We start from the raw sequence: 18,488 nt of genomic DNA on the forward strand, positions 1-18,488 counted from the left end.
TCCTGGGAAATAGTTTAAGCATGGCAGGCATCACTTAATGTTTTCACAAATTCACCGACATCCTCCGGGGTTTTATTTTGGGTTGTGATTGCTTCAATTCTTCTAACAATTGCACTACCAACGATAATACCATCCGCATAATTTTTCATTTCTTTAATTTGTTCAGGTGTAGATATACCAAAGCCCAGTGCTTTTGGTGTATCTGTATATTGATTTAATTCATCAATAAAGGCTTTTAAATCTGTTTTAAAAGAACTACGTTCACCTGTTACACCAGTAGAAGTTACACAGTATAAGAAGCCTTTGCTGTTAGATACGATTTCTTGTTTTCTTTGTTTGGATACAGGAGTAACGAGGGAAATGATATCGATATCGTATGCATCTGCGTATGGTACGATTTCTTCCCGATGTTCCAATGGCAAGTCAGGAATAATAAGTCCATCAATACCTGCGTCATGACAGGCTTTTAGAAATTTCTCTATGCCATAAGTGAAAATCTGGTTGTAATACAATAAGAATAATAAAGGAATGTCACTTTGTAATCGAAATGTTTTTACCATTTCCATGACATCATCTGTGGTAATGCCATGAGTCAATGCACGCAGGTTTGCTGCCTGAATCAATGGTCCTTCTGCGATGGGATCACTGAAGGGAAGCCCGATTTCTATGATATCACAGCCGTTATCCTCCATTTGTTTTAAACAGGCAAGACATGTGGGGATATCGGGATCACCAGCAGTTAAAAAGCCAATAAAAGCACTTTGATGTTTCGCTTTCAGGTCTTGCATTTTTTGATCGATTCTATTCATTGATTTGTACCTCCATATATTCCGCAATACTTTTTACATCTTTATCTCCACGACCAGATAGCGTGACAGCGATGATTTTATCTTTTGAAAGCGTTGGCGCCAGCTTCATTGCGTATGCTAAGGCATGGGAGCTTTCAATAGCTGGTATGATGCCTTCTGTCTTTGTCAAATACAAGAATGCATTAACTGCTTCCTCATCTGTGACAGGCACATATTTTGCACGTTTGATTTCATTTAAATGCGCATGTTCAGGTCCAACACCTGGATAATCTAGACCAGCAGATATAGAGTATACATCCATAATCTGTCCAAATTTATCTTGAAGGAATATGGATTTCATACCATGTAAAACACCTGTACTGCCTTTTGTGATCGTGGCAGCATGTAATGCTGTATCTACACCTTTTCCAGCTGCTTCACAGCCAATTAATTGTACCTGCTCATCTTCAATAAAATCATAGAAACTGCCCATGGCATTACTGCCACCGCCTACACAGGCAATGACATAATCAGGTAATCTACCTTCTTTTTTTAAGCATTGTGCTTTGGTTTCTTCACTGATGATCTTTTGAAAATCGCGTACAATCATCGGGTAGGGATGTGGTCCTACGGTAGAACCTAATACATAGAATGTATCTTCACAACGTTGTGCCCATGTACGCATGGCTTCATTGGTCGCATCCTTTAATGTTCCAGTACCACTAGATACGCTGGTTACCTTCGCACCTAAAAGTTCCATTTTAAAGACATTCAATGCCTGTCTTTTGATATCTTCTTCCCCCATGAATACTTCACATTCCATACCGAATAATGCAGCGGCAGTCGCACTGGCAACACCATGCTGACCAGCTCCTGTTTCTGCGATAATTTTGGTTTTTCCCATACGTTTCGCAATTAATGTTTGTCCTAAAACATTATTGATTTTATGGGCACCTGTATGATTTAAGTCTTCTCGTTTTAAATAAATCTTCGCGCCACCTAAATCTTCACTCATCTTTTTCGCATAATAGAATAAAGAAGGACGATTGGCATATTCTTTTAAATAAAATGCTAATTCTTCTTGAAAGGATGGATCATCCTTTACTGCCGCATAGGCTTCTTCTAGTTCATTTAACGCAACCATCAAAGTTTCTGGGGCATATTGACCGCCATAACTTCCATACATACCTTTTATCATTTTTTTACCTCGCTTATTAATTTTCTTATTTTTTGTATATCTTTACTGCCATTTGTTTCTACACCACTGGATACATCAATCATATAAGGATGATACGATAGTATTTCATGTACATTTTGTGTATTGATACCACCTGCCAGTATTTTATCGCTTAAATCTAAGGATGCCAGTAATTCTTTTTTAATTCTTTTCCCGGTTCCACCATAGCTTGATCTATCAAAGCTGTCCACAAGGAAACAATCGGGATGAAGTTCATGAAATAATTGATAATCTTTCAAAGTGTGAAGGCGAATCGCCTTCCATACTTCACATGGGGTGTTTTCTTTCAGATATTGTATATCTTTTTGACTTTCTTCTCCATGTAGCTGTATCACATCCAGATGGATTGTATTTGCAATATGTGCAATTTCATCTACCTGTTCATTCACAAAGACACCTACACTTTTACTGTGGTTTAAATGTGGAATAAGATTTTTTGCTTCGTTAATGGATATTTGATGTTTCCCAGATGCAAATACAAAGCCGGCATAGTCTACTTTTACTTCATTAACGCATTGAATATCCTGTATGCTGCACATGCCACAGATTTTAATATGAACCATAACGTAGATGCTGCAGATGCTCCATAAAGTTATCACATCGCATAAAACTTTCTCCGATGAGTACCGCATCTACGCCGGCAGCTTTCACAAATTCCATATCATCGTGGGTAAAAATACCACTTTCTGAAACGATACATATATCATCTGGAATCTTTTGTGCTAAGCGCTTTGTGGTTTCTAAGGATACTTCAAATGTGTACAAGTCACGATTATTGATGCCGATGATTTCAGGATGAATCTTTAAGGCACGCGTCAATTCTTCTTCATTATGAACTTCCACAATACATTCAAGATATAACATATTCGCCATCTGATAAAATGTACGAAGCTGTTCATCACTCAACATCGCTGTAATGAGTAGAATCATATCGGCACCGACTTGTTTACTTTGAATGATCTCTCTGGCATCCATAATGAAATCTTTTCGTAACACAGGAATATGGCTGAAAGCTTTCGCAAGCTTGATGTTTTCTAAAGAACCCTGGAAGAAATTTTCTTCAGTAAGGATAGAGAGGGCATCCACACCTGCCATCGTATATTCTTTCGTGAACTTTTCTACATTAAAATCTTTTACAATGACGCCTTTGCTGGGACTTGCTTTTTTTATCTCTCCAATCACGAATAAATCTTCTTTGTTTTTCATTTGGTGCGCAATGGGATGATACAAAAGACTTTGATTTTGAAAAGACTGCTCCAGCGTTTCTTTTTTCTTTTCAATAATGGTATCTAAAATCATAGGGCAACCTCTTGATTGGATAATTCACGAAACTGTTCAAATTTATGAAGAGCGGCTTTGGTATCAATGCTTTGTTTTGCTAGAGTAATACCATCTGCTATGGTATCTGCTTTATGATGTGCATATAAAGCAAGGGCACTGTTTAAGATGACAGCATCACGCTTTGGTCCTTTTCTACCTTGTAGGATGTCCATAAATATAGAAGCATTTTCTTCACTGTCACCACCAATTAAATCAGATAATTCACAACTTCTCATACCAAAATCTTCAGGTTGAATCGTATAGGAAATAATTTTATCATCTTTTAATTCTGTAATATAAGTAGGACCATTCAAGGATACCTCATCCATACCATTTTCTCCATGTACAACAATGGCACGTTTCACCTGTAGCTCCTGATATACACGAATCATCATATCTGCCATTTCTTTATTATAAGCACCAATGACATAGGTATCTGGACATGCAGGATTGCTTAAAGGGCCTAAAATATTAAACATGGTCTTGATTCCCAGCTCTTTTCGTATAGGGCCTACATATTTCATACTCTGATGATATACCTGGGCAAACAGGAAGGTGATGCCTACAGTTTTTAAAAGGTAAGCGGCTTTTTGTGGGGTTAAGCTGATATTGACATGAAGTGCCTCTAAGGTATCTGCACTACCGCTTTTACTTGATACACCACGATTTCCATGTTTTGCGACATGAACACCTGCTCCACATAAGACAAAAGCAGAAGTCGTAGAAATATTGAATGTATTTAAACAATCTCCACCAGTACCAACGATATCTAGTACATCATCGATATGCACAGGAAGCTTTGTGGCTTTTTCCATCATGACCTGAGCACTGGCAGCAATTTCTATTGGGCTTTCTTTTTTCATTTTCATTGCGATTAAAAAGGCACTGACTTGTTCGGGACTGACATTTCCTTCCATGATGGAAGTCATAGCATCGATCATTTCCGCTTTATTTAAGTCTTGTCCTTCACTGATTTTTTTAATATATTTTTTCAACATTTTGAAATCCTCCTTATAAAATTCATAATGATTTGTTTACCATTTGGTGTTAACAGGCTTTCGGGATGAAATTGTACGCCATATACAGGATAGTGTTGATGGGCGATTGCCATAACCTCCTGATCTTCACTGATGGCGGTAATCATCAGGGGAGCTTTGATGTTCTCTACAATTAAGGAATGATAACGACCTGCCATGATGGTATCTGTCATATTTTCAAATATTCCACCAGTATCTATGATTTGAATCCTGCTGCTTTCTCCATGCATCATTGTTTTCGCATGTGTAATGGTCGCTTGAAACACTTCTGCGATTGCCTGATGACCAAGACAGATGCCTAACATTGGGATTTTTTGATAATACGCTTGGATGATATCTTCCATGATACCAGCTTTGGAAGGAATGCCAGGGCCGGGTGAAAATATAATGGCATCTGGTGCTAATAATTCAATTTCATTAAGTGTAATAGCATCGTTTCGTTTCACGCATATATCAGGCTCTATTTCACTGACGTATTGTACAAGGTTATATGTGAAAGAGTCATAATTATCAATGACAAGTATCATAATGCAACCTCACAACCCAAAGCATGTAGAAGGGAAGTAGCTTTATGAAATGTTTCTTCATATTCTTTATCTGGTTGACTATCTTTCACAATACCAGCGCCTGCCTGTATATAGGCTTTTTGTTTATGAAACAAGATAGTACGTATGGTAATACAGGTATCAAACAATTGGTTATATCCCAGAAAACCAATCGCCCCACCATAAATTTCACGTTGTATCGCTTCTAATTCATTGATAATCTGCATTGCTTTGATTTTAGGTGCTCCAGATAAAGTACCGGCAGGTAATACAGATGCAAATGCATCAAAAACACTCATTTCATCTTTTAAGGTGCCTGAAACTTCACTGCATAGATGCATAACTGAGGGATAATATTCTATTTGTTTTAAGGAAGTTACCTCAACACTACCACTTTTAGATACTTTACCAATATCATTTCTTCCAAGATCTACCAGCATCATATGCTCGGCATTTTCTTTAGGATCGTGTATTAATTCTTCCATCAGCTGTTGATCCTGTTTTGTGTCTTTTCCACGTTTTCTAGTGCCAGCAATTGGCTTGGTCGTGATCAGGTCCTTTCGACCTTGTAAAAGTAATTCTGGAGATGCACCAGCAATCACATAGCTGTCAAAATCTAAATAATACATATAGGGAGAAGAACCCATCGTGCGTAATTTCGCATATGCGCTGAGTGGGTCTTCATCATAATCACATTCCATTCTTTGACTTAAAACAACCTGAAAGATATCTCCTTCATAAATATAGTCCTTTGCTTTTTCTACCATATGCATAAAGCTTTCTTTATCATGACTTGTCTGAAACGCTCTATGCTTTGTATCTTTTAAGATTGTATAAGGTGTGGATTGTTTATAGCGTGTTATCATCTGTTGAAGGTTTTCACAGATAGTATCATATTTTTCTAAACAGGTGTCTGCATCTGCATGGATGATGAAATAAACAGTTTTCTGGGTATGGTCAATGATGATACATGCATTCACAAACCCAAAATGCATCATTGGCAGATGAAGTGATTCCTGTTCATGATTTGAAATATTTTCATAAAGTCCGGCAATATCATAATTGAAATGTCCAATGGCTCCTCCTGTAAATACAGGAATGTCGGGATATACAGGACTTTTTTTCTCTAACATGGCTTCTAAATGCTTCATTGGATGACCATGTAATTGTATCTTTTTATCTTCATGGATATCATAACTATGCATCCCATCATAGAGAAAGCGATGATCACAAGGAAGGCCAATGATAGAATAATGTCCATTGTACATCTGGGTTTCACTTTCCAATAGGAAGGCATAAGGTCCATGAAATGCCTGATAGATTTCCAATATATCTTTTCCATCATAGGGAAGTTTTGCATATACAGGAATCGTATCATACTGACTGCGTAATATACGCAATGTTTTTTTATCTGGGTAATACATATTTGCTCCTTTCCAATCAGGTGGCAGTTTATGATCTACACCATCGTTTCACCTTCATGGAAAATTTTTTATTCTTCATTTTTCATACGTCCTTTCTTTCAGGATGTATAAGAGTGGATATAAAAAAGATTCTCCATCCACAATAGGACGAAGAATCTGCTTCGTTATGCCACCTAATTTTGTGTTATCAAACACTCTTATACAAACACCACCATGTCTGTTTCCTTTGATAACGCTGGAATTGCGTCACAAGCTAATAGTGATTACGTTCGCCTGTGCTTCTATCAGGTCCATTCACATAGGATCATTTATCGGCTTTCCACCATCGCCAACTCTCTATAAAATCATTTATCTATGCTACTTCTCCTGAATCATCAAATTTATTGGTTTGATTATAAAACGATAAGAAACATGTGTCAATGGTTTTTCAAATATTTTTCAAATTCTTTCAAATTTGTTTACAATGTATTTACATAATGAATAATTTGTCTAAGATGGTTAAGACGATTGGTTTAGGATATCCTGAAAAGAAATAATGGTCATATAGCACTTCATCAGAATAGATATTGAAAATTGTAAAAGGAAAAAACATAATAACAGCATCGCACAAAGGGGATATGGTATCCACAGCCATAGGGCGAATGTTTTGCCAGCATCAAATAGGGAAAATAGTAATAAGAGGGTTAAGTAAATTCCCAGGTATAAAAAATCTTTAATCAGCATCTGCATACAGGTGCAATACTTATTACTACAGATCATGGATATAAACAGATACACGATGGATATCATCCATGAAATCACAGAAAATACAACGGAAATCTGATATAGGGAACAGGGTATTTCTGCGATACTGACCTGAAGATGAACAAACAGAAAGCTAAAGATACTACAGGATAATAATCCTTTGATATCATTCTTCATGGTATTCCTTTATGGTATATGGTGCAGTTTCATCATAACTGTTGTTTACCCAGTGTGGTACATTTATAAGATTCAATATGAGAAAGGCTGCCATCACAAAGCGTGTAATCCACAGGATATGTGGCGTACCATCTTTTTTACGAAATAACAATAATAGAAAAACACCTAACAATAAACATAAAAACCATGCAGCATACATACGCAAATAGGTAAGGGCATCATAGGCAGAAATATAAAGATAAAGTTTTGTCATAGCGCAAAGCACCAATAAAACGGTCAAGATAATCAAGCATCTTTCTACCCATATCGCAAACTGTGTACGATATTCACTTGTGACATTGATCATAATGATGATTGTTAAATTAAGGGTGGCAATCACACATAATTTAAAAAATCCCTGACGTGCAAAATCGGAAAAACTGAATACATCACGATTCATTCCCATAGAGGATATAATGCCTTGAATACCTGCGATAAAGAACAAGAAATATGTCGCACATAATACCAGCTCTATGGTTGTGCAAATGGTAGAAGGCAGAAAACAAAGACGTTTTCTTCGTTGTAGCATGATATCCTCTTGATATAATGAAATAGATTGATGAGCAATATTTCCATAGCTTAAAGACAGATAATAAAAGAACAATGGAAAGGTAAAAAACAGGGTCATAAGCCAACGAAAGATAAATTCCTCATCAAAATGGATCTGTTCAATGTAATAAGCAAACATATTATCTGCACGCATTAATAAAGGAATAATCAAAAATAGCAGTGGAATACTGAAACATAGTCCAAGTAAAATCTTTAAGCTGTCGTTGAATTTGAAAGGAAATGCGGATTTAAATAATTGAAAGCTTGTGGACAGATAATGAAATGGCGCATGCAGAATCGCATGTAGGATATCATTGATGATCCAATCACTTTCTTTTTCTTTAATCAGATGATTTCCACAATCTAGAAACCAATAGGCATAGATGATATTGAAGAATAGAAAGTTGACCATTTTCAGGAAAGGCTGATTTTGATAGATGATATTTGGCAGTATATCCACAAATAGAAAAATCGCAAGATACAAGCTTTGTTTCCTTAACTTTTTCATCCTTAAGTATTGATACAGTAAGGAAATACCTAATAATACCAACATATATAAGGCACTTAAGGTGTCTGTGTGGAAGAAGGATGTTTGATAAATAAATAACAGTGTCAGGATAAATAGTGTGATACTAAACAGGATATCCAGTGTTTTATGGTTCATTTTGGGTACACGAAAACCCACATCAGATGTGATGCTTTTTTTCAACATGATATGTTCCTCTTTTCTTTAGTCTTTTACATATTCTAAAATGTCACTTGGCTGGCAATCCAGGGCTTCACAAATCGCTTCTAGTGTGGAAAAACGAATTGCCTTGGCTTTGTTGTTTTTTAAGATGGATAAATTGGCATTGGTAATACCAATTTTTTGTGCCAGTTCACCAGCTGAAATTTTGCGCTTGGCCATCATGACATCCAGATTTACAATAATCGGCATACAGGCACCTCATTTCTATATGGTGTAATCATTTTCTTCTTTGATAAAGATTGCTTGCTCCATAACATTTTTTACTACGCGAACAATTAAGGCGATAAACGCAAAGGTTACAGATACCATGATAAATGGCATATATTTCATGGTGGATATAAGAGTAATGATGCCCACTATGATACATAACCAGGATATCCTGCGCAAACAATAGACATTGTCATGGATGAAGATTTTTTCTTGTTTAATATTGGTCAATAGCTTGTATAAGTCAAACAATAAGAAGATTGCGATGGCAAGACACAGATATAATGTGATCAATATCACTTCAAAAGCTTCATAGACATGATTGTATTCGACATAAGCTTTCACAATGAAATAGCCAAATACACAAAAACATATCCATAAAACAAAGAAGATACGAATAGCCCATAGGGATAATTGTAAGGAATGATCTTTATTCCACAAGGAAATCACCTCTTTCTACATGTTTAGTGTATCATGAGATAATATGAAAATCAATATATTTTTATTGAAAAACGATAAATTTATATTGAAATGCAATGAACTATGAAAAACGTATGTTTTTTGATTCATTATCTTGGTATAATATAACAAACGTAAGGAGAGCTTTATGGAAAATGAAAAAAGTTTAATATTTTCACAATCACCGCTGTGTCCTCTAGCGGCGGATGTTATCAGTGATGGACAAAGTATTTATATGTATGTTTATGATCTAGATTTTGAAAGTGAACGGCTTATCGCTCATAGTGGCTGCTGGATAAAAAATCTGGTAGACGCAAAGGAACGTTTTGAACCTGATGAAATGCTGGAGGGTGTACAGCCGGTATTACCAAAATGTTATTATGAGGAGCATGATCATGTAGAATGGTTGTCCCCGGCCCTTGAAATCGTATGGAGTCCATCTGGGGAAACTGCTGGATTATATCATGATGATGAGCTTATATGCGTTATGCCATATAGGAAAAATCAAAATAGCAGTGGTTTTTCTAAATATGTAAAAGAAAACAGTCTGGCAGCTATGAAGATGGAAGAAGGCAGACGATATATCGAGGATGTGGAAAAAGGGAAACAGTTTTGGAAACAGGAATTCAATTTGGAGTGGAAAACCTACAATAATTCCTTTTTTGAAAACTTAAATGATTACTTTGGGAAAGCAAAGCAATGTTTCGATTTAAATAAAGATGAATTTCCAACCAGACTGCTGTTAACATTTGAAAAACAAAATATTTGTTATGGTGTAAGTATTGGCTGTGGAATGTTTCCAATGCCACAGGGACTTGCTTGTTATGAGAGCATGATGGAGGCAAAGGCAGAATATATTATCGCTACAGATCAGGCACATTTTGATGAAAAGCAGCGCTTGGATCTTTACGCTTCTTTAGCTGGATTATGTGGGGTGCCATGGCATACCATCAGCTGTGTGGCACATGGGCATACGCTGGATATGAAAATTAAAGAGTACCCTTATGCGATTGTTATTGATGATGCCTGTATGAAACATCCCATTCCTTTAGATATAAAGAAAGATGGTGTTCACCTATTATGGATTGCAGGAATCAGTCAACAGGAATTTGAAGATGCACATGATAAAGTAAAACGTGAAGCGCTGATCAAGCATATATGTGAAACAAAGCGCTATATAATGTAAGGAGAAGAAATATGAAAACGATAGGATTTATAGGTTGTGGAAACATGGGAAGAGCCATGGTGGAAGGTATTATGAAAGCAAATCTAGTAGATGGAGATCATATGATCGTCAGTAATGCTCATCCCGAAAGATTAAGTGAATTATCAGAAATTTATGATTGTTATATATCTGATAATGAAAGTGTTGCGAAAAACAGTGATATTGTGGTACTTGCGATTAAGCCATATTTATATAAAGAAGTAATTACTTCTATCAAAGATATTGTGAAGGATGATGTCATTATCATCAATATTGCGGCCGGAATCTCTACACAGGATGTTGTAGAAATGTTTGGACGTAAAGTAAAAACAGTAAAAGCCATGCCAAATACTCCTGCAATGGTACAGGAGGCAATGAGTGCGTTATCCTTTAGTGATAACTGTGATCAAGATGATAAAGAGGATGTCATCGCAATCTTTGAAAGCTTTGGACAGTGTCGAGAAGTAGAAGAACGTTTGATGGATGCTGTCATGGTTGTTTCCGGTTCATCCCCTGCTTATATATTCATGGTGTTAGAAGCCATGGCAGATGGGGCAGTGATGCAGGGGCTTTCTAGAAATGATGCCTATGCATTTGCCGCACAGGCAATGATTGGCAGCGCAAAGATGATGTTAGAAACGGGAAAACATCCGGGTGAATTAAAAGATATGGTATGTTCACCAGCCGGCACAACGATTGAAGCAGTCGCAAAAATGGAAGAAATGGGATTACGCAGTGCAATTATAGAAGGTATGAGAGCTTGCGCAAACCGTGGTAAGGAAATGAGTAAAAAATAATGGAAAGCATTCATTTAGCATCAACGGAAATCTATTCAATTTTATCTGCTATCTTATGGCTGATAATTGGTGTTGTCATTATGCGATATGGCAATCGTATCCGTATGGAAAAAGGACAAAGCGATGGAAAGGCTGTATCTTTCTGGGGTCTTGTCATGTTCGTGAATGCGGCACTTGTTGTCTATATTCCAGATATCATGCTGGCATGGATGATTGCCATAGTATTGTTTTTGATATCTTTGATCATCCTGCTTATATATCAATATAAGCAAAAGAAGTGTAAATAAGTCTACACTTCTTTTTATAATGTTTGTTGATAAACACTTAATAGGAAAGCCATGGTATCTTCAGGCTTTTCTACCATGGAGCTGGTTTTTAAGAACTGAAAGAAATCAGAAAGCATTGTCCCAAAACTTAATTCATGAAACAAAAAGCTTGTGCCACGATCATCCATGCCATAGCGAAACAGTATGCGATTTTCACTATACACGGCAATGGATAAGGATTGATGAAAGGTAAATTTGTTATTCACCAGATAGGCATGATAATGACTGCTTTCCTGTTGTTCAATCATTTTTTTCAAAATCATTTTGCGTTCCTGCTTATTAAATGGCTCATACATATAACTTGGCACTTCTGATATCTGTCCAGTTTCCATAAATCGATATAAACCAGTTCTTGTGAAATAGATGGTCATGTCTTCCATTTGATGAAGCTTTTCCAGATAATCCTGCAACATATGCATCGCATGTTGATCTTTGCGTATTTCTGGTTTTATCTTCTTAATGATCTCTTCCACTGGAAATAAAGGCAATACACATGGCTCCTGCATGAATGAACATATTGGATCATCAAAAGATGTTTTATTCAGCTCCTGAAGATACGGCTGTAAGATTTCTGTTGGTCTGTGATGTCTTTGAATAATAGAAATCGATATAGACTTGCGCTTTTCAATGAAATCCTGAAACTGATTTAAAATACCAGGTTCATGGGTGATTAACGCACCAGATAAATCTTTTCTGAAATTGATGACACAATCATCTGTTAAGAAAACATATGGATAAGGCGCATAATAAGATTGATCAACTGCCGAACTATGATAGTAGCATAATGGCTGATAGTTACATCCACATAGTAATAAAGGTGTAAAGCTTTCACACAACTTGATATTGAACAGCAGTTCTGCTTTACTATCCACATTTGCGCTTTGAAAGCACAACAGATGAATTAAGGTAACATCTTTACGACCGTACAGGGCACTTGCGATAAAATCGTAAATGCTTGGATCAGCATCCTGCATTAATAGATAGACTACAGGATCTTTTTTTGTTTTGACACGTCCAAGAGCACTGGACATGCATTGAATCAAACTGTATTTATCATATACACAATAGGTTTCCTTTTTTGGTTCGCTTTCGATACTCATCTTCAACATTGGCGATTCTACATGGGCATTTGCCTGTAGATGTTCAATGAAGGATTTGATAATCATATGCTGAGAATAAGCTTCCTTTCCAATCTTTTCAATGTGATATAAGCGCATTAGTTCTTCTTGTTGACGAAGAGAAAGCATCATATAAGGCAGCACCTTTTCAAAGAAGCTTTCCTCTGATGGAATCCTTGCGCCTGTTATGATTTTTTGAAGCAGTGTACGATTGATTCCGCTTTGTCTGGACAGTAAGGAAACATTGACATGGTTTTGATGAATACAGTCTTTAAAGTAATTAGAAAAATCACTCATAAATATCCCAACCTTTTGCATTTATTATAACAAATTATTTCTGATTGTGACAGAAACAATGTCACAATCTTTGTCACATGTTGATTTTTTTTGTTTGACACCGTAAACTATTAATGTAAGCTAAAGGGAATGTAGCTTGCCTCATGCATATCTTATCGATAGATATTATTCTTTTAATTATTAATATTGTTTTGTTTTTTTGGGAAGAAAATTGGTTTCAATAGATGAAAAGAGGCAGTTCTGCTGCCTTTTTTCATATAATTTCCAAATTTTGAAAACAACGTATCCTGAAAGCACAAAGCGTGTTAAAATAATAGAGAAGAAAGAGGGGCAATTATGACAAATTATGCATGCAGTGATATCCATGGTTTAAAAGAACGTTATGATCATATGATGGAGTATATCAAAGAGGAAGATACTTTGTATCTTTTAGGTGATGTCATAGATCGTGGAAAAGATGGAATTGCGATTTTACTGGATGTTATGAAAAGAAAAAATGTTGTCATGTTGCTAGGTAATCATGAGTATATGATGAAGCAGTATTATGATGCAAAATATGATTTGATAAAAGATCCAATGATGAAACAGGAGGTCACTACACGCTGGAAAATGAACCATAGTGAACCAACACGTCAGGCATTTGAAAAGCTTCCAAACACAACGCAGGAAGAAATATTAAAATTCATTGCACAGCTGCCTGTCATCATTGCGGATTTACATATCAATGATCAGATATATTATCTGGTACATGGGTGCCCGATTCAACAATTACATGAGGGTACATGGAATTGTCAGGATATTGAAAAACAGGGATATATGATAGAAAGTGCTGTGTGGAATCGCATGGAAGGTAAAGAAAAATTCTTTAATGATCGATGTGTGATTGTGGGTCATACACCTACACTGTATTATCAATCCTGTATGCCATATGAGATATGGTATCGCGGGGCTTCATGTAAAGATACGGATTTAATAAATATCGACTGCGGTTGTGCCGCCAATAATGCTGGGACACAATTGGCACTGTTTAATTTAGACAATCGTGAAGTAAGATATTTCTAAGTCGTATACAAGGACGAGAATAACGAATTGAGAGGGAGCTAAAATGGGACAGACGAAAATACGATTACGACATGTCATATTTCTATTGTTTTGTGGGTGCTTATTCTTTTTTACTTGTATCTCCTTTATTTATCAGACAAATAATCGCTTTGAAGAGGAGCTTTACAATTATCTAAAAGATGTATCTATACAAAATTCAGAAATCATGAATTTAAAGATAGAAAACAACGTGCATGTATTAAAAGGCATGACAAAACGTCTTTTTCATGGAAACTACTATGACAAGGATAAAATTATCAAAGATTTAAAAGAATCAGAGAAAGAAATAGAATATCAGGATATCGGATATTTTGATGTGGATGGAAATGTTGTGCTTGTCAATAGTGGCAAAGAATTTTCATTAGCGGATACTGCATATTTTCATAAGGTAAAAAATGGCGAATCTATTGTCACAAATGAGGCAATTAATACCAATGATGACTGTGTTTTCATTACACCTTTTCTGAATCGTGATGTTTATCAGGGTGGATTGATCATGATTCAATCCAAACAAAGTTTCATTAGTACGATTACCTTGACGAACGAAAAAGAACTGATTCATACGGCGATTATTGATGAAGATGGGAAAATGATTACTGCGGATGAAGAAGTAAAAGATCATATTCAGACACATTTATCACAAATAGATGAAACAAATCTGAGTGAACAATTATATCATTATTATGATGAAAATGATAACGAATTTCTATTATATTATGAACCTTTAGATTATAATAACTGGTATTCCGCAAGTATTGTTTCCGCAAATATCATCAATGATAAGACAAGGGACGCAAGAATGCTGACAGGTGCATTTGTATTGATTATACTGGTAGCGGTCATATTCTTTATTTATCAATATCTAAAAACGAAAGCCAATACCAAACGGGAAATGGAGCGCTTAGCGACATATGATGAGGTCACAGACAGTGAAAATTATACAGCCTATTTAACAAAAGTTAAAAAATGGCTCAGAGTCGGTAATCGAAATGACTGGTGTATTATTCATTTTGATATCAAAGACTTTAAAATTATAAACAGTATGTTAGGATACATTGAAGCTGATCGTCTATTAAAGAATGTATTTGATATTATACAATCAGATTGTAAGGAGGAAGAATGCTGTACACGTGTAGAAGCGGACCGCTTTGTTGTGTTATGGCATTTACATGATGAAAAAGCCATTCGTGAACGAATAGAACGTTTGGATTCAGAAATCACCAATTCCTTCCCTATAAGAAAATTCCATGAAGAATTATTATTGTACTATGGCGTATACCTTATCAAAGATACAGATTCCAGTTTTGTGAAATGTATTGATAAAGCAAAATACTGTAAGAATTATTGTAAACCAGATATGAAGATTATGTTTTATGATGATTCCATGTATGAAAGTCGGATGATGGAACGCCGCTTGGAAAATCGTATGTATCATGCACTGGGCAAAGGAGAATTTGAGGTTTTTGTCCAGCCGAAAGTAGATACAGATTTAAATAATAAGATCATATCCGCAGAAGCACTTGTACGATGGCGTGATCCTGATGAAGGATATATCCAGCCATCAAGATTTATACCACTTTTTGAACATAATGGCTTTTTAGAAAATCTGGATTTATATACCTTTGATGTGATTTGTATGCACCTTGCACGTTGGAATCGGGAAATTGATCCTGATCTGAGAATATCGTTTAATATTTCACGTTCTTATATATTTAAAGAAGGCTTTGCGAGAAGATTGAATGATATCGCAGATATCTACGCTGTGAATAAATCAAACATCGTGGTGGAAATCGTAGAAAGCATGTTGTTTGAAAAACCTGATCAGTTGATTAATATCATCATGGAAATGAAGCATTATGGCTTTAAGATTGCCATGGATGATTTTGGCAGTGGATATTCATCATTGAGTATGTTGAAACAAATTCCATTTGATATCTTAAAAATAGATCAGGGGTTCTTTAGAACAGAAAAAAACAATGAAGAAAAAGGACGCGCCATCGTGGATGTTATCATACAACTGGCAAATCGTCTTGGAGTAGAAGTGATTACAGAAGGAATTGAAACAAAAGATCAATTGGATTTTGTCAATCGATGTGGCTGTCATATGGTACAGGGCTTCTATTTCTATGCGCCAATGAAAATTGAAAAATTTGAAACATTGATTGCATTAGATGATGGGTTTGATAAAATCGAATACAGCAAGCATCTTTATGATAATTAAACAAATGAAAAACAGTAACCGAAAATAATATATGATTTGGTTACTGTTTTTGTTTCTGTATTTCACCTTTCACATTCAGGAAATCTCTGTTATAATGAACCCGTTTGAAAGGCGGGTTGGATATGGGAAAATTATTCTTTTTTGACATTGATGGAACATTAACAGGTGTAGAAAAACCCGGTTATATTTATGAAAGCACAAAAGAGGCAATCAGACAATTAAAGGCAAACGGGCATTTTGTGGCATTAGCGACAGGTCGTGCAGCGTTTCGTGCACGTATGTTTCAAGAAGAAATTGGCATAGAAAATATGATTTGTGAAGGTGGCAATCAATTGATCATCAACTGGGAAACCGTGGAGTATACACCAATTGATCAACAAGTGGCAAAGACAATTTGTGAAAAAGCATTAGCATATGACTTTGGCATTGCGATATCCATCAGTGATACACGTGTCAGATTTACACCAAATAAGCGCTTTATTGAAGATGCTGGAGATTTCCATGATTTCATGGATGTTGTGATTGATGAAAAACTGGATTATCAAAATGCCGGTATAATCCGTCGTCTGTTTCTAACCATTCCCAAAGGAAAAGAAGATATGATTCCTGAAATCGATCTGATTGGTCGAATGCACTATGGAAATGATCAATTCATCATCGTAGAACCAGATCATAAATACACAGGTATCACCAAGATGTGCAAACGTCTTGGAAAAGATGAAAACGATGTTGTGGTATTTGGGGATGGAATGAATGATCGTAAGATGTTTCAAGAAGCACCTTTTTCCATTGCGATGGGAAATGCGATTCCTGAGTTAAAAGCAATTGCGGATTATGTTTGTGAAGATAGTGATCATGATGGAATCTATCTTGCATGTAAACATTTTGGCTGGATTTAATATGTAAATTTATATGTTTTAAAAAAGGCATAAAGACAAAAATAAAGTTTTTATGTTTTTTTACGTAATTTTAACAAAAATGATATCCCATTTTACAATTACGAAGTATAATAAATACGAAGAAAAAGAGGGTGAACATGATGACAACACAAAAAGATGCTGCAGTAAATGCTATGTTATCATGGTTAATGGATGACCATGTATTGAAACAGATACCACAAGATTTAGAATGCACAAATGAATTTGATCTTCACCAGTTACATTACTATATTTTCCGTTTTCGTGAACAAAAGCATGATCCATGGCTATTAGGAGTATGTGGTGGTTATGAAGTGGATGAACATGAACATTGTGGTCATGTATTTTCACGATATATTGAATATCACAAAGAAACAGAAGTACAAGATGCAATTGACATTGTTGAGATGATACGGGATTACTGGATGAAACGTGCAGATGAAGAAATTCAGCGAAATAATAATCATCAGGATGTGCAATCTAATGAAGAAAGTGGAAATTTCAACGGCTTTGTGTTGATGGATACCCATCATTTTGATGTTTTAAATGTTGTGAAGCAGATGAAAGAGGACTGGAATCTAAATGTAGAGCTGTCAAGTGATCAGGATCAAAGTGATGATGCAATTGTGATGGATATCGATGATATGCTGGTGGCTATTAGTTTTATTGACGCACCAGTGCCAGATAATGAAGCAGAGTACTTTGCGCAAAGTAATTATTTTTGGAAAGATGGTGTAGAAGTCACAAAACGTCATGTTTCACAGATCCTTCTTGCGGTATTGGGGCATGGAGAACCATGTCGTAAAGCAGGAGAACTATTCGTAAAGATTGCGTCCAGTGCATTAAAAAATGAACATGCACTAGGTATTTATACAGCCGGAACGGTTTTTGAACCTGCATTTTATATCGATTGTGCCCAAGCGATAAAGGAACAGGACTTTCCTTTAGACAATCTGGTTTATTTTGGATTGTATCAAAAAGATCATCTTTGGAATGCATACACGTATGGTATGCAGGATTTCCACAAAGAAGAAATGGAAATCTTACATGTGGATATGGATCCTATGGATTTGCGCAATATGCTGTTTGATATTGCCTATTATGTTCTAACAAGCAATGTTGTATTAAAAGATGGCGAAACGATTGGATTTTCACAGGATCAGCGCTTACCAATCACGTTCTCCAAAGGAGAAGCAGTGGAAGGCAATAGCCTGAAGATACATTTAGATTAGG

The 18,488-nt window shown here is 35.9% G+C and carries 18 protein-coding genes and 1 other annotated feature; of the genes, 7 read left to right on the plus strand and 11 right to left on the minus strand.

Going from position 1 to position 18,488, the window contains the following annotated elements; translation table 11 throughout:
* Positions 1 to 14: 14 nt before the first annotated feature.
* The 10 genes from trpA to DW114_RS06160 all read right to left on the minus strand — a co-directional run bounded on the left by trpA (position 15) and on the right by DW114_RS06160 (position 9,256).
* Positions 15 to 809 carry a tryptophan synthase subunit alpha gene (gene trpA, locus DW114_RS06110; RefSeq protein WP_117452887.1) on the minus strand — a complete coding sequence of 265 codons (795 nt, stop codon included), beginning with the start codon at positions 807 to 809 and terminating at the stop codon, positions 15 to 17.
* Entirely contained in the window at positions 802 to 1,986 is a 1,185-nt protein-coding gene (gene trpB / locus DW114_RS06115) for a tryptophan synthase subunit beta (RefSeq protein WP_117452888.1), read from the minus strand. The genes trpA and trpB overlap by 8 nt, the downstream gene beginning before the upstream one ends.
* Entirely contained in the window at positions 1,983 to 2,588 is a 606-nt protein-coding gene (locus tag DW114_RS06120; protein ID WP_117452889.1) for a phosphoribosylanthranilate isomerase, read from the minus strand. Before DW114_RS06120 ends, trpB begins: the two co-directional genes overlap by 4 nt.
* Positions 2,575 to 3,324 carry an indole-3-glycerol phosphate synthase TrpC gene (trpC, locus tag DW114_RS06125; RefSeq protein WP_117452890.1) on the minus strand — a complete coding sequence of 250 codons (750 nt, stop codon included), beginning with the start codon at positions 3,322 to 3,324 and terminating at the stop codon, positions 2,575 to 2,577. Before trpC ends, DW114_RS06120 begins: the two co-directional genes overlap by 14 nt.
* Positions 3,321 to 4,343 (minus strand): anthranilate phosphoribosyltransferase, encoded by a 1,023-nt coding sequence (gene trpD, locus DW114_RS06130; protein ID WP_117452891.1) that lies wholly within the window; start codon positions 4,341 to 4,343, stop codon positions 3,321 to 3,323. The genes trpC and trpD overlap by 4 nt, the downstream gene beginning before the upstream one ends.
* A complete protein-coding gene (locus DW114_RS06135) occupies positions 4,337 to 4,909 on the minus strand; it encodes an anthranilate synthase component II (RefSeq protein WP_117452892.1) in 573 nt (190 codons plus the stop codon). The genes trpD and DW114_RS06135 overlap by 7 nt, the downstream gene beginning before the upstream one ends.
* The gene (locus tag DW114_RS06140; RefSeq protein WP_117452893.1) at positions 4,906 to 6,351 is read right to left on the minus strand and encodes an anthranilate synthase component I family protein; all 1,446 of its coding nucleotides are present in this window, start codon (positions 6,349 to 6,351) and stop codon (positions 4,906 to 4,908) included. Before DW114_RS06140 ends, DW114_RS06135 begins: the two co-directional genes overlap by 4 nt.
* A 140-nt stretch (positions 6,352 to 6,491) precedes the next feature.
* Positions 6,492 to 6,735: a binding site (T-box leader), on the minus strand.
* 526 nt (positions 6,736 to 7,261) lie between these two features.
* On the minus strand, positions 7,262 to 8,572 hold the full coding sequence (locus DW114_RS06150; protein WP_117452895.1) for a DUF4153 domain-containing protein: 1,311 nt from the start codon (positions 8,570 to 8,572) through the stop codon (positions 7,262 to 7,264).
* An 18-nt stretch (positions 8,573 to 8,590) separates the two neighbouring features.
* The gene (locus DW114_RS06155) at positions 8,591 to 8,797 is read right to left on the minus strand and encodes a helix-turn-helix domain-containing protein (protein ID WP_117452896.1); all 207 of its coding nucleotides are present in this window, start codon (positions 8,795 to 8,797) and stop codon (positions 8,591 to 8,593) included.
* Positions 8,798 to 8,812: 15 nt separating this feature from the next.
* A complete protein-coding gene (locus DW114_RS06160; RefSeq protein ID WP_158552195.1) occupies positions 8,813 to 9,256 on the minus strand; it encodes a DUF2975 domain-containing protein in 444 nt (147 codons plus the stop codon).
* Between the two features lie 166 nt (positions 9,257 to 9,422).
* On the opposite strand from DW114_RS06160, the gene DW114_RS06165 reads away from it, so the two are divergent.
* The 3 genes from DW114_RS06165 to DW114_RS06175 are packed head-to-tail and all read left to right on the plus strand — an operon-like array spanning position 9,423 to position 11,562.
* A complete protein-coding gene (locus DW114_RS06165) occupies positions 9,423 to 10,460 on the plus strand; it encodes a suppressor of fused domain protein (protein WP_117452898.1) in 1,038 nt (345 codons plus the stop codon).
* 11 nt (positions 10,461 to 10,471) lie between these two features.
* Positions 10,472 to 11,275 (plus strand): pyrroline-5-carboxylate reductase, encoded by an 804-nt coding sequence (gene proC / locus DW114_RS06170; protein ID WP_117452899.1) that lies wholly within the window; start codon positions 10,472 to 10,474, stop codon positions 11,273 to 11,275.
* A complete protein-coding gene (locus DW114_RS06175) occupies positions 11,275 to 11,562 on the plus strand; it encodes a hypothetical protein (protein ID WP_117452900.1) in 288 nt (95 codons plus the stop codon). The genes proC and DW114_RS06175 overlap by 1 nt, the downstream gene beginning before the upstream one ends.
* 14 nt (positions 11,563 to 11,576) lie before the next feature.
* On the opposite strand, the gene DW114_RS06180 is transcribed toward DW114_RS06175, so the two are convergent.
* A complete protein-coding gene (locus DW114_RS06180) occupies positions 11,577 to 13,016 on the minus strand; it encodes a hypothetical protein (RefSeq protein ID WP_117452901.1) in 1,440 nt (479 codons plus the stop codon).
* A 336-nt stretch (positions 13,017 to 13,352) separates the two neighbouring features.
* On the opposite strand from DW114_RS06180, the gene DW114_RS06185 reads away from it, so the two are divergent.
* The 4 genes from DW114_RS06185 (at position 13,353) to DW114_RS06200 (ending at position 18,487) form a co-directional block, all read left to right on the plus strand.
* Positions 13,353 to 14,078: a metallophosphoesterase gene (locus tag DW114_RS06185; protein WP_117452902.1), complete on the plus strand. Its 726-nt coding sequence runs from the start codon at positions 13,353 to 13,355 to the stop codon at positions 14,076 to 14,078.
* 43 nt (positions 14,079 to 14,121) lie between these two features.
* Positions 14,122 to 16,338 carry an EAL domain-containing protein gene (locus DW114_RS06190; protein WP_117452903.1) on the plus strand — a complete coding sequence of 739 codons (2,217 nt, stop codon included), beginning with the start codon at positions 14,122 to 14,124 and terminating at the stop codon, positions 16,336 to 16,338.
* A gap of 122 nt (positions 16,339 to 16,460) precedes the next feature.
* Entirely contained in the window at positions 16,461 to 17,237 is a 777-nt protein-coding gene (locus DW114_RS06195; RefSeq protein WP_117452904.1) for an HAD-IIB family hydrolase, read from the plus strand.
* 137 nt (positions 17,238 to 17,374) lie between these two features.
* On the plus strand, positions 17,375 to 18,487 hold the full coding sequence (locus DW114_RS06200) for a DUF4261 domain-containing protein (RefSeq protein WP_117452905.1): 1,113 nt from the start codon (positions 17,375 to 17,377) through the stop codon (positions 18,485 to 18,487).
* The last annotated feature ends 1 nt before the right edge of the window (position 18,488 follow it).

The organism is Absiella sp. AM09-50 (genome assembly GCF_003433845.1).
GTDB classification, from domain to species: Bacteria; Bacillota_I; Bacilli_A; order Erysipelotrichales; family Erysipelotrichaceae; genus Hoskinsella; species Hoskinsella hominis.